Below are 13,367 nucleotides of genomic sequence, written 5' to 3' on the forward strand. Positions count from 1 at the left end.
AATATCTCAAAATTTTGAAATGAACTAAAAGCTTTATGAACATAATTGTATAAGAAAAAGCAATATCATTATTACTGATATTGCTTTTATTATTTATTCAACTATCTTATAATAAGTTTTTGCTGTCATCCCATAGACTAGAATATAGAATAATCCAAATATTAAATAAGTTGCAACTGTACACATTACAAATAGTGATGTATTAGTTAAATTAAGTAATGCAAGTATTCTACTTATCATTGGAAATGCAAGCGTTGTGTGTATTCCTGAAACTATTAAAGGTAAGAAAAACACTGTTATTACCTGAGAGTGAATTGAACTTTTTACCTCTTTTTTACTCATTCCAACCTGCTGCATTATATTAAATCTAGCTTTATCATCAAAACCTTCTGAAATCTGTTTATAATACATAATGAGAACTGTTGCCATAATGAACAATATACCTAAGAATATTCCTAAAAAGAATATTCCACCATAAACCGAGCAGAATTCCTGTTCTTCATTTGCTCTGCACTCAACCCAGCTATTTGCATAGTCCATTCTCAGATTCTCTTTGACATCTTTAAATATTTCTATTTTTTTACCTTTTTCTGTATCTAAGTCAATTCCTATAAAATATTTTTTTAAAGTAGGATCATTATTATTCTCCTTACTTATTTTACTGACTTTATCATAATATTTATCAACTACACTTTCATCTTTAACTACCAAAATGTGACTGCTAATTATATTCATTGATGAATTTGGGTTAATCAATTTATCTTTCATTTTGCCTACTATTTTTATTTTTTCTCCTAAAAGCGTTATCTCATCATACTCTATTTCATTTCTATTGCTATAAATTAATGCTTCACCATCATTTAATTGTGTAGTAGCGTTAAATAATCTATTGTAATCTTCTAAAGTAATTAAATAAAAATCTTGTACATTTGCATTAAAACTATGTAAATCAAGCAAAACATCAAAATTTTCATTATTTTGTAATGTTGTAATACTAAAATATTTGTAATTCACTTTATCAATTTGTTTATTGTTATACTTAGCTAAAACATCATCTACAACTTTACTAAGACCATTAATATAATTATCATCTTTTATTAAATTTCCATTTTCATCATCGGATAGATTACTGGTAATAATAATGTCATTTGGATATCTTGTTACCAATATATCATCCATGCCAACAAATAAAGATACCGTTGAAGAAACAGTTACTAAGACCATTGTTGAAAGAATACATATATTTGATAATCCTACTGCATTTTGTTTCATTCTGTAAATCATACCTGATACACTTATAAAATGTTTTGTTTTATAATAGTAGTTTTTATTTCTCTTAAGAATTTTCAAAAACAATATGCTACCTGCTGTAAACAAACAATAGGTTCCTATAATTACAAGCACTACCGCTATAAAAAATAATGCCATCGCTGACACAGGATTTTTTGTAACTATAGCTATATAGTAACCAGCACCAAGTGATACTAATCCAACAAGAGACAAAACAATCTTAGTTTTAGGTTCTTTCTCACCTTGCTTTGCACCGCTCAACAACTCCACTGGATTAGATAAATGTATTTGTCTTAGATTATTTAAAAATGAAAGTCCGAAAATAAATACAAACAATATTGTAGTTGATATGATTGATTTAATCGATAAGCTAAATCCAAATTTAACATCAAAGTTTAAAATTTTAAGTAAAAGTAGTAATGCTAATTTTGAAAACAGTATACCTGCTATAATACCAATTATTAAACTAAATATTGTTATAATCAATGTTTCAAGTAACAATATTATTGAAATATGTTTTTTCTCCATACCAAGAATATTAAATAATCCAAATTCTTTTTTCCTATTCCTAATTAAAAAATTATTTGTATAAAATAGAAATATCGTAGCAAATATACCTATTATAATATTCCCTATAAACAAATACGAATGAATTGTTCGTCCACCATACATTGAGCTTAAACTCTCATCAACTGAAAGAGCATGCATCATATAGTACATCATAATTGTACAAATACATGTCAGTATATATGGTATATACGTCTTTTTATTATTTTTTATATTTGTAAAAGCAAGCTTTGTATAAAACATCCTATTCATCTCTTGCACCGCCTGTCGCAATAGTTGTTAGAGTATCAGATATTTTTTGATACATAGCTTCGTTTGACATTGCTGCTTTATATATTTGATGGAACACCTCACCATCCTTTATAAAAAGGACTCTTTTAGCGTGGCTTGCTGCTTTAACACTATGTGTAACCATAAGTATTGTTTGCCCAGTTGAATTTACTTTTGTGAAAATGTCCAAAAGCTCATCTGTTGAACGAGAATCTAAAGCTCCTGTCGGTTCATCGGCAAGAACTATTTTAGGCTCTGTAATTAGTGCCCTTGCAACTGCTGTACGTTGTTTTTGTCCACCTGAAGCCTCATATGGAAACTTGTTTAATAGTTCATATATACCAAGCTTCTTAGCTATTGGAATTATTTTTTTACTCATTTCATCGTAGCTTTTTTTAGCTAAAACAAGAGGCAAAAATATATTGTCTTTTATAGTAAAAGTGTCTAATAAATTAAAATCTTGAAATATAAATCCTAAGTTATCTCTTCTGAACGCTGATATTTCATGTTCATTTATATCTACAATATTTTTGCCATTTAAAAGAACTTCTCCACTTGTTGGCTTATCAAGCGAAGCTAATATGTTTAGCAGTGTTGTTTTTCCTGAACCTGATTCACCCATTATAGCTACATACTCGCCCTCTTCAATACTAAAATTTACATTTTTTAATGCTTCGACTTTATTTCCTCCAAAACGAGTTGTATATATTTTTTTTAAATTATTTACTTGTAATAATGACATAACATTTCCTCCAAATTTATTTTATACTATGATTATAAATAAAAAGAAAATGTATCACCATAACTTTAGCTTACATTTTCAAACTAATTCTTACAATTATGCAAGGTAGATATTATTCATGAAATATATTTAGCGTTTCTAAACCTAATCTAATCTTAGTACCAACAGAAACTTCCGACTCTATACTAATAGTGTGAGATAGCTTTTTCACTATATTCTTACATAGAAACAACCCTATACCAGTTGATTTCTTATCTTCTCTACCGTTATAACCTGTAAAACCTTTTTCAAACACGCGTGGCAAGTCCTCTTTTTCAATACCTATACCTGTATCCTCAATAACTAGTGTTTTGGATAACTTTTCATCCATATAAATTGATATTTTACCTTTATTGGTATACTTAAGTGAGTTAGATAAAATCTGCTCAATAACAAACTGAATCCATTTTTCATCTGTTAACACTGAACAATTTAAATCGCTATATTCAAGTGTAATCCTTTTTCTTATAAAAAGCTTAGCAAATTTTTTTATCGATTTTTTAACTATACTATCTAGTGAGTATGTTTTTATCAATAAATCATTGGACATATTGCTCATTCTCAAATATTGTAATGCCATTTCCACATATTGCTCAATTCTGAAAAGCTGCTCTGATATATCATAATTCAGACTTGTTTCTTCTGTTTGGAGAAGAAGATTTGTTGCGGATATTGGGGTTTTAATTTGATGAGCCCATATAGTATAATAATCTGTCATTTCTTCATAAACTGTATCTTTTTGTGTAATTGTTTGCTCCAACAATTTATTAAACTTTTTGACAAGCTTCTGATAGTCATCTTCTATTACGTTTGCTGACTTTACGAAATCTAAATCACTAATTACACAATTTTCTATTATGCTTTGTAATTTATTATGCTTATAATAAAATCTAATGAATCTATATAAACCAACTGATAAATTCAAGGCTAATGTTAGTAAAACAAAATAAATTGCTATTTCAAAGTTTACAGAATATAAAAAACATAATAAAAATATGATTATGTAGCTTAATAAAAAAAGTGTTATTAATAATATATTCTTTTTTAAAAATTCTTTAAACACACAAGAAAAATTATCCATATTAGCTTACCACATATCCCAATCCTTTTTTTGTTTTAATATAATCTACAATACCTATTTCCTCTAATTTTTTTCTTAATCTAGTCATATTTACCGTTAAGGTATTATCATCAATAAAGCTTTCACTTTCCCAAAGATTTTCCATTATTTTATCCCGAGAAATTATTTTTTGGCTATTTTCCATTAAAAGCTGTAGTATTTTGTATTCATTTTTAGTGAGCTCCGCTTTATTGTCCTTATAAGTTACAGTTGTGTCATTCAAATTCAAAACTACTCCGTTATACTCAATTATATTTGTTTTAGTTTGGAAAGCATAAGCACGTCTTATTAACGCTTGTACTTTAGCTGTCAAAACATTTGTATCGAAAGGTTTGCTGATAAAGTCATCTCCACCCATATTCATTGCCATGACTATGTTCATGTTGTCTGATGCAGATGATATAAATATTACTGGAATATTGGAAAATTTTCTAATTTCATTGCACCAGTGAAAACCATTGAAATAAGGTAACATAATATCCAGCAGAATTATATGAGGCTTTATATGCGCCACCTGCTTATCTATATTTTTAAAATCATCTATTTTTTCTACTTCGTAACCCCATTTTTCAAAATGCGACTTCAATAACGATGCTATTGTTTCATCATCTTCAACAATTAAAATTTTATACATTTTATCACCAACTTTATCTTAATTAAAATAACATTATCACATTTGTTAAATACTTTCAATAATTATATAATTGGACTTATAAAATTTACTTTAATATAAATATATTAATAATATAAAAAAGTTGCTACGCAACTCCGCTAGGGGGACCTATGTCCCCCTTCGGCGTAAAAATGCCTACTTCATAAACATTTTTATTGAGCACCCCCCTTAAAGGCAAGGACGTCCCGTCCTTTGCAATCCTCGTTTTTTATATACTAGAAGTAGAACTTTCCTAGTATATAAAAAGAGCTTTAAACCTATGAAGATTTAAAACTCTAATTCTTTTATTTTCTTGCTATATTAATTCTCTGAATAGCTTTTCTTAAAGCTAACTCTGCACGTACAACGTCTATTGTTGTAGAATTTTTTGAATCAAGACGTCTTTTAGCTCTTTCTTTTGCTTCTTCAGCTCTTTTTAAATCTATTTCATCAGCCCACTCTGCTGTATCTGTTAGTATTGTTACCTTAGTTTTTTCAACCTTGATAAATCCTTGAGAAAGTACTGCAAATCTATCTTTACCTTCATATACTACTTTTAATTGTCCTACATCAAGTGGTGCTACGTGTGGTTCGTGATTTTTTAAAATACAAATATCGCCAACTACAGTTCTAACAATAACTTTTTCAGCATTTCCTGAATAGAATACATGTTCAGGTGTAACTATTTCAAGCAAAAACTCTTTTTCTGCCATAATTACCACCCCTTCTTTAGTTTTCCTCTCTCATTTTGTTGGCTTTTTCTACTACTTGGTCTATAGTTCCAGCAAACATAAAAGCTTGTTCTGGAAGATCGTCATATTTTCCTTCAAGAATTTCTTTAAAACCTCTTATTGTTTCTTTTAATGGAACATATTGTCCTTTCATACCAGTAAACTGTTCAGCAACAGTAAATGGTTGAGATAAAAATCTTTGCATTCTTCTTGCTCTTGTTACAACTATTTTATCATCATCAGATAATTCGTCCATACCTAATATTGCAATTATATCAAGTAATTCGTTGTATTTTTGTAATACCTCTTGAACTCCACGAGCAATCTTATAGTGTTCTTCACCAATGATTTGTGGGTCTAGAATTCTTGAACTTGAATCCAATGGATCAACCGCTGGATATATACCCATTTCAGTTATTTTTCTTGATAGAACTGTTGTTGCATCAAGATGGGCAAATGTAGTAGCAGGAGCTGGGTCAGTTAAGTCATCTGCTGGCACGTATACTGCTTGAACTGATGTGATAGAACCTTTTTTAGTAGAAGTAATTCTTTCTTGTAATTGTCCCATCTCAGTAGCAAGTGTTGGCTGATAGCCAACGGCACTTGGCATACGTCCAAGTAATGCTGAAACCTCTGAACCCGCTTGTGTAAATCTAAATATATTGTCTATAAATAGTAGAACATCTTGACCTTCTTGATCTCTAAAGTATTCTGCCATTGTAAGTCCTGTTAAAGCAACTCTCATTCTGGCTCCTGGAGGTTCATTCATTTGACCGAAAACCATGGTAGTTTTGTTAATAACTCCTGATTCAATCATTTCATTATAAAGGTCATTACCTTCTCTTGTTCTTTCACCTACACCAGCAAATACTGATAATCCACCGTGTTCAGTAGCTATATTGTTAATAAGCTCTTGGATAAGTACTGTTTTACCAACTCCAGCACCTCCAAATAGACCTATCTTACCACCTTTAGAATAAGGGCACATAAGGTCAACAACCTTAATACCTGTTTCAAATATTTCTGTTGTTGTTTGTTGCTCTTCAAACGATGGAGCTGGTCTATGAATTGAAGCCTTTTGTATGTGATCTAAAGATCCTTTTTTATCTATTGTTTGACCTGTAACATTAAATAATCTACTTAATGTTTCTCTTCCTACTGGAACTTGTATAGGTGCACCTGTGTCTACAGCATCCATTCCTCTTACAAATCCGTCAGTAGTATCCATTGATATACATCTAACAGTGTCATCACCAACGTGTTGTGATACTTCACAAACTATTGTTTTACCATTAAGTGTGACTTCTATAGCATTTAACAGGTTTGGTAAATGTCCTTCATTAAATTCTATATCAACAACTGGTCCTATTACTTTTTTAATTTTTCCAATGTTTTTTCCTGACAAGAATATTCACATCCTTTCACTTTTCTATTTTGCATATTACGAAAGTGCTTCTGCACCACTAACTATTTCAGAAATTTCTTGTGTTATCGCCGCTTGTCTTGCTCTGTTTTTAACTAGCTTTAGTGTTGTTATCATCTCATCTGCATTGTCAGTCGCATTTTCCATAGCAATTCTTCTAGAACCACTTTCACTAGCAGAAGATTCAACCATAGCACCATATATTGTACTAATAATGTATTTAGGAATTAAATAATCCAACACGCTCTCTGGTGATGGCTCAAAATTTATCAATGGTGTAATAACATTTTTAGCCTTATCATGTTCTTTTGACTCAAACGTAGCCGGCAACAATTTAATAATCTCAGGAATATATGAAATAGTACTCTTAAATTGAGTATAGATTATTTTAATCTCGTCAACTTCTTTTGTTTTATAAAGTTCTATTGCTTTATCTCCAACAAGCTTTGCACTAAAAGCATCTGGTGTTTCAGATACTCCAGTAATACTTTCTATAACATCATATCCTCTTCTTCTAAAAAAATCTCTACCTTTTACTCCTATAGCAATAATCTTAGCCGTGTCTTTGCTTTTTATTTCATTTTGCAATAATTTACATACATTGGCATTGTAACCACCAGCAAGACCTTTGTCTGAAGTTATTAGTACATATAGTGTATTCTTAACTTCTCTTTTTTCTATAAAAGGATGTCTAACACCTTTTGTGTTAGCTAATACATCTTTAATACTTTCTAATGTTGATTCAAAGTAAGGCTTAGACTTTTCAAGTCTAACTCTAGCTCTTTTAAGCTTTGCAGTAGATACAAGCTCCATTGCCTTAGTTATTTGCATAGTGCTGTTAACACTTTTAATACGTCTTTTTATATCGTTCAATCCTTGAGGCAATTTGACACCCCCCTACGCGAAGCTTTTCTTGAAAGCTTCTATTGCTGCGTCTAATTTTTCTTTAGTTTCGTCAGATAATTGACCGCTTTGTTTTATAGTAACTCCAATTTCAGGATATTGTAAATCCATAAAATTATAGAAATCTTTTTCAAATTCACTAATTCTATCAACTGGTACATCTAACAAGTATCTTTTATTTGCTAAATATAGCATCATAACTTGATTTTCAACAGGAATTGGGCTATATTGTGGTTGTTTTAGCACCTGCATAAGTCTAGCACCATGTTCTAGAACATCTTTTGTTTCTTTATCAAGATCTGAACCAAATTGTGCAAATGATGCAAGCTCTCTATATTGTGCAAGTTCAAGTTTTAATGACCCAGCAACCTTCTTCATAGCTTTAATTTGTGCTGCACCACCAACACGCGATACTGAAAGTCCTGCATTTATAGCTGGTCTTTGACCTGATGAAAACAATTCAGTTTCCAAGAATATCTGTCCATCTGTGATAGATATTACGTTTGTTGGTATATATGCAGAAATATCTCCAGCAAGTGTTTCTATAATAGGTAATGCTGTTATTGAACCACCACCAAATTCATCTGATACTCTAGCCGCACGTTCTAATAATCTTGAGTGTAAGTAGAATACATCCCCTGGGTAAGCTTCACGTCCTGGTGGTCTACGAAGTAGTAAACTCATTGCACGATAAGCAACCGCATGTTTTGACAAATCATCATACACTATCAAAACATCTTTACCGTCATACATGAATTCTTCTGCTATTGAAACACCTGAATAAGGAGCTATATATTGCAATGGAGCTGTTTCACTAGCTGTAGCTGATACAATTATTGAATAGTCCATTGCTCCACCTTTTGCTAATACTTCAACTGTTTTAGCAACTGTTGATTTCTTTTGACCTATTGCTACATAAATACATATAACATCGTGACCTTTTTGATTTAATATAGTATCGATAGCTATTGCTGTTTTACCAGTTTGTCTATCACCTATTATTAACTCTCTTTGTCCTCTACCTATTGGTATCATAGAGTCTATCGCTTTAATACCTGTTTGTAGTGGAACACTAACTGACTTTCTCGCTATAACCCCTGAAGCTACTGCCTCAATTGGTCTAAACTTTGTAGCATTTATAGCACCCTTACCATCTATTGGTTGACCTAGTGCATCTACAACTCTACCAATCATTACATCACCAACAGGAACTTCAACTATCCTCTTAGTTCTTTTTACTGTGTCGCCTTCTTTAATACCTGCATCACTACCCAAAAGAACACAACCTACATTGTCTTCCTCTAAGTTAAGAGCCATGCCAAATATATCATTGCCAAAATCTAAAAGTTCTCCTGACATACAATCCTTTAAACCATATATTCTTGATATACCATCACCAACTTCGATAACAGTACCAATATCTACAGTATCAAGATTATTCTCGTAATTCTTTATTTGTTGTTTTATTACTTGACTTATCTCTTCTGGTCTGAGATTCATAGCTTCTCACCTCTAATCCTAAACAATTATTCTATTTAAGTAATTTTCTAATTCATTTAATCTGCCTTTTACTGTTCCATCAATAACCACATCATTAAATTTAATCTTTACGCCACCAAGCAAAGAACTATCAATAATATTTTCTATCTCAACATTCTTTCCCGTTTTGTTTTCAAGTTTTAGTTCAAGGTTCTTGATTTGATTACTAGTTAATTCAATAGACGAAAATGCTTTTGCCTTAACTATTCCTTTATAATCATAAACCCTTTTCTCGAATTCATTAGCTATTTCTATGATATGTTCAATTCTTCTTTTATCAACTAAAATATTAAGAAAGTTCATAACCTCTTTACAAAGTTTATCTTGAAAAACATTGCTTAATATTTTTTTCTTTTCATTAGTATTGATTTTTGGTGTTTTCAAAAGCTCAAAAAATTTCTTGTTTTCATTCAAAACACTTTTAACAAAATTCACTTCATCTAGATATTGATCAACTTTTTTTTCATCTACACTAACTTCAAATAAAGCCATAGCATATGTAGTGGAAACTAATTCTGCCATTTAACTTCCCCTACCTCTTCAATGAATTTATTAATCAACTCACTGTTCTTCTTTTCATCAACTTCCGATTCCAAAACTTTACTAGCAGCCATAATAGCTATAGATGATATTTCACTCTTAACATCGTTGTAAGCCTTTTTACGCTCTAATTCAATATCCTTATCCGCTTTTACTTTTAATGCTGAAGCCTCTGATTTAGCTTCTTTTAGTATATTATCTGCTTTTAAATTAGCATTGTAAACAGCCTTGTCAATTATTTCTTTTCTCTCAATTTGAGCATTATTAAGTTTATCTAAATAATTGTTTTTATATTTTTCAGCATCTTTTACTTTGTTTTCAGCATCTTTTATTGAGTCTTCAATTCCCTTACTTCTTTTATCCATAAAAGCAGTAACAGGTTTGAAAAGAAATTTTTTCAAGACAAAATATAATATACCAATATTTATTAGCATTATAAATAATGTAGCGTCTACATTAACAAGACCAAGTCTCTCAAGCATATTATTATTGCCTCCCTTTATTTTATTTTTTACTTTATTTTAATTTTCCTAATAGAGGGTTAGCAAACAATAATATTAAAGCAACTATTAATCCGTAAATACCTGTTGTTTCTGCAACAGCACATCCTATAAGCATTGTTCTTGTTATATCTCCTTGTGCTTCTGGCTGTCTTCCAACTCCTTCACATGCTTTACCTGCAGCAAAACCTTCACCAATACCAGGTCCTACTCCGGCAATCATTGCTAAACCCGCTCCAATTGCTGAACAAGCTAAAATTAAACCTTCATTTGTTATATTTGACATCATTTTATTTTCCTCCTAATTTAATTAAATTTATGTGTCGTTTTTTTCTAAAATATTTTAATCTGAAATTTGAATATTAATCCATAGCCATAGACACGTTAACCATTGTTAACATTGCAAATATAAATGACTGCAATAGTCCTGCAAAAATATCAAAATATCCGTGGAATGGTAATGGTAATAATAATTGAAATACTGGCAAAGCATTTGGTCCAAATAGGGATGTACTTAGGGTTGCTAATAAACCGTAAAATAAATTCATAATTATAAGACCTCCTACTATATTACCAAACAGACGAAATCCTAATGATATAGGATTTGTTATTTCACTAATAAGATTCATAGGTGTAAATAAAAATATAGGTTCTGTAAAACCTTTTAATCTTTTAACAACTCCCTTTGATTTAACAGCATTGTACTGAATAAGACAAAATGTTACTAAACCAAAAGCTAAAGTAGTATTAAGATCTGCTGTTGGAGGTCTTAATCCTATTATTCCTATAGTATTTGCTATAGCCATAAATATTAAAATAGTGCCCATATAAGGAGCAAATCGCACTTTATCTTCACCCATGGTCTGCTTCGTTAGATTGTTAATAGTATCTACCAATAATTCAACAAAATTCTGTACCTTTTTAGGAATTTTTTCAAAATTTCTTGTTACTAGAATACATGTTATTGTTATTACAATCATTATTAGCCATGTTGTTGTAACAGTATTTGTTATCGGTATAATAATATCCGTAAATGGTATTTTAAAATTCCATACCACCAAAGGTCCAAATCCACTCTCCATTATTTTTCCTCCTTTCTTTTTGTCATTCTTTTGAAACTGCTTTTGTTATTAAATATTTGTGAAAAATAAATTATATATTTTATTAATAAAAGCCCTATTATTACACTAATTGCATTTAAATAGTTAGCCTTTAAAGCTATAATTAAAACTACAGCCGTGATTGTTAATCTTACAAAATAATTTGCTGTAGCATATGTTTTTGCACCTCTAGGTGACATTGTAACAACTTTTTTTACTGTTTGACCTAATAACAAAAAATTTAAAATACCTATTAAACCTCCGAAAATGTACCCTTTAATCCAAGCTACTGAATCATTTGTAAAAAACAAGGCTAGTATTATTAATACTATTAGCACAATTACATCAATTAATATTATTTTATACTGTAATTTAGCTGTTTTGTTCACTATTGTACCTACCTATACTACTTTTTTACTGATTTCATAATCAGTTTATAAGCACTTGTAAAACCTGAGGCAATACCGAAAAGTATAAATATTATTTTAAATATATACTCTGTTTTTACCACTCTATCTATAATATTACCCAAAAATATTGAAACTAACAAAGAAGTTACAATAATTAGTCCTACCTGTGTAATTAAAGTTAAATTTTTTAAAGCATCATACTTTTTACTCAATATATCACATCACTTTTTATTATTATATAGATAATTAGAATTATAATTTATTTACTACCATTTTACAACAATTTTTAAAAATTTTAAATTCTATTATTTTCTCCTAATACCTATTTGTATAACTTAGTGCTTAAATTGCAAAAAGCTTCAATATCATATAATATTGAAACTTTTTGCAATTTGTATTTAGTTTGCTAAAGAAGCTTTTCTTTTATTATACTAACAATATTTTTTGCAGCTGTTCCATCTCCGTACGGATTTACTGCAAAAGCCATTTTTTCATATTCTTTTTCATCTCTAACTAGCTTGTTGATATTTTTAACAATATTATCTTTATCTACTCCAATTAGTCTTGCTGTACCTGCTTCAATTCCTTCAGGTCTTTCTGTTTCTTTTCTAACTACAAGTACAGGTTTACCTAAAGAAGGTGCCTCCTCTTGTATACCACCAGAATCTGTTACTATTAAATATGATTTTGCCATTAAGTGAGCAAAAGGTAAATAGTCTATAGGTTCAGTTAAATGTATTCTTTTATTATCTCCTAAAATTTTCGTTGCTATTTCCCTAACTTTAGGATTTTTATGCATAGGGTATATAATTTCAACATTGTCATTTGATTCCACAACTTCTTTTATCGCCCCAAAAATATTTTCCATATTTTCGCCTATATTTTCTCTTCTATGCGCTGTCATCAATATTACTTTCTTATTTTTAAAATCAATATTATTAACTGAATCATCATTAAATTTAAAGTCTTTATTTAGTACCATGTGAAGTGCATCTATAGCAGTGTTTCCTGTAACAAATATTTTCTCTTCATCATAATTTTCTTTAAATAAATTTTCTCTTGCTTGATTTGTAGGAGCAAAATGAAAGTTAGTTACAACTCCTGTTAACATTCTGTTTGCTTCTTCTGGAAAAGGCGAATACAAATCACCACTTCTAAGTCCTGCTTCCACATGACCTATTTTAACTCCATTGTAAAAAGCAGCTAAAGCTCCAGCAAAAACAGCTGTTGTATCTCCTTGTACCAACATTAAATCAGGTTCAAATTCCTTTATTACCTTTTCAACACCTACAAGTGATTTATGAGTAACCTCAGTTAAAGTTTGACCCGGTTTAAATATGTTCAAATCATAATCAGGAACTATATCAAATACATGCAATATTTGGTCTAGCATTTCTCTGTGCTGTCCTGTAACACATACCTTTGTAATAATTTCGTCTTGCTTTTTTAATTCTTTTATTAATGGCGCCATTTTAACAGCTTCCGGTCTAGTTCCAAACACTAACAATACTTTTAATTTATCCATTATTTCCTCCAAAATC

Annotated in this window: 15 protein-coding genes; all 15 read right to left on the reverse strand. The window is 30.1% G+C overall.

Features of this window, described 5'->3' with window-relative positions; genetic code table 11:
- Positions 1-93: 93 nt before the first annotated feature.
- Positions 94-2,109 carry an FtsX-like permease family protein gene (locus tag JYG23_RS10095; protein WP_207235553.1) on the reverse strand — a complete coding sequence of 672 codons (2,016 nt, stop codon included), beginning with the start codon at positions 2,107-2,109 and terminating at the stop codon, positions 94-96.
- Complete coding sequence (locus JYG23_RS10100; RefSeq protein WP_207235554.1) at positions 2,102-2,869, reverse strand: ABC transporter ATP-binding protein; 768 nt, start codon at positions 2,867-2,869, stop codon at positions 2,102-2,104. Before JYG23_RS10100 ends, JYG23_RS10095 begins: the two co-directional genes overlap by 8 nt.
- A gap of 112 nt (positions 2,870-2,981) precedes the next feature.
- A complete protein-coding gene (locus tag JYG23_RS10105; RefSeq protein WP_207235555.1) occupies positions 2,982-3,989 on the reverse strand; it encodes a sensor histidine kinase in 1,008 nt (335 codons plus the stop codon).
- A 1-nt stretch (position 3,990) separates the two neighbouring features.
- A complete protein-coding gene (locus JYG23_RS10110) occupies positions 3,991-4,662 on the reverse strand; it encodes a response regulator transcription factor (RefSeq protein WP_207235556.1) in 672 nt (223 codons plus the stop codon).
- Between the two features lie 323 nt (positions 4,663-4,985).
- A complete protein-coding gene (gene atpC / locus JYG23_RS10115) occupies positions 4,986-5,393 on the reverse strand; it encodes an ATP synthase F1 subunit epsilon (protein ID WP_207235557.1) in 408 nt (135 codons plus the stop codon).
- A gap of 16 nt (positions 5,394-5,409) precedes the next feature.
- Positions 5,410-6,816, reverse strand: a complete 1,407-nt coding sequence (atpD, locus tag JYG23_RS10120) for a F0F1 ATP synthase subunit beta (RefSeq protein ID WP_207235558.1) — start codon at positions 6,814-6,816, stop codon at positions 5,410-5,412.
- 36 nt (positions 6,817-6,852) lie between these two features.
- Positions 6,853-7,719, reverse strand: coding sequence for an ATP synthase F1 subunit gamma (gene atpG / locus JYG23_RS10125; protein ID WP_207235559.1), 867 nt, complete (start codon positions 7,717-7,719; stop codon positions 6,853-6,855).
- Positions 7,720-7,731: 12 nt separating this feature from the next.
- Positions 7,732-9,237 carry a F0F1 ATP synthase subunit alpha gene (gene atpA / locus JYG23_RS10130; RefSeq protein WP_207235560.1) on the reverse strand — a complete coding sequence of 502 codons (1,506 nt, stop codon included), beginning with the start codon at positions 9,235-9,237 and terminating at the stop codon, positions 7,732-7,734.
- Between the two features lie 18 nt (positions 9,238-9,255).
- Positions 9,256-9,798: a F0F1 ATP synthase subunit delta gene (locus tag JYG23_RS10135; RefSeq protein ID WP_207235561.1), complete on the reverse strand. Its 543-nt coding sequence runs from the start codon at positions 9,796-9,798 to the stop codon at positions 9,256-9,258.
- On the reverse strand, positions 9,786-10,298 hold the full coding sequence (gene atpF, locus JYG23_RS10140) for a F0F1 ATP synthase subunit B (protein WP_207235562.1): 513 nt from the start codon (positions 10,296-10,298) through the stop codon (positions 9,786-9,788). The genes JYG23_RS10135 and atpF overlap by 13 nt, the downstream gene beginning before the upstream one ends.
- A gap of 34 nt (positions 10,299-10,332) precedes the next feature.
- Positions 10,333-10,602, reverse strand: a complete 270-nt coding sequence (gene atpE, locus JYG23_RS10145; RefSeq protein WP_207238002.1) for an ATP synthase F0 subunit C — start codon at positions 10,600-10,602, stop codon at positions 10,333-10,335.
- Between the two features lie 76 nt (positions 10,603-10,678).
- The gene (gene atpB, locus JYG23_RS10150) at positions 10,679-11,398 is read right to left on the reverse strand and encodes a F0F1 ATP synthase subunit A (protein ID WP_207235563.1); all 720 of its coding nucleotides are present in this window, start codon (positions 11,396-11,398) and stop codon (positions 10,679-10,681) included.
- A complete protein-coding gene (locus tag JYG23_RS10155) occupies positions 11,398-11,805 on the reverse strand; it encodes an ATP synthase subunit I (protein ID WP_207235564.1) in 408 nt (135 codons plus the stop codon). The genes atpB and JYG23_RS10155 overlap by 1 nt, the downstream gene beginning before the upstream one ends.
- Before the next feature lie 17 nt (positions 11,806-11,822).
- Positions 11,823-12,038, reverse strand: coding sequence for an AtpZ/AtpI family protein (locus tag JYG23_RS10160; RefSeq protein ID WP_207235565.1), 216 nt, complete (start codon positions 12,036-12,038; stop codon positions 11,823-11,825).
- A 194-nt stretch (positions 12,039-12,232) separates the two neighbouring features.
- Positions 12,233-13,351 carry a non-hydrolyzing UDP-N-acetylglucosamine 2-epimerase gene (wecB, locus tag JYG23_RS10165; protein WP_207235566.1) on the reverse strand — a complete coding sequence of 373 codons (1,119 nt, stop codon included), beginning with the start codon at positions 13,349-13,351 and terminating at the stop codon, positions 12,233-12,235.
- Positions 13,352-13,367: the final 16 nt, after the last annotated feature.

The organism is Sedimentibacter sp. zth1 (assembly GCF_017352195.1).
Taxonomy (GTDB): Bacteria; Bacillota; Clostridia; order Tissierellales; family Sedimentibacteraceae; genus UBA1535.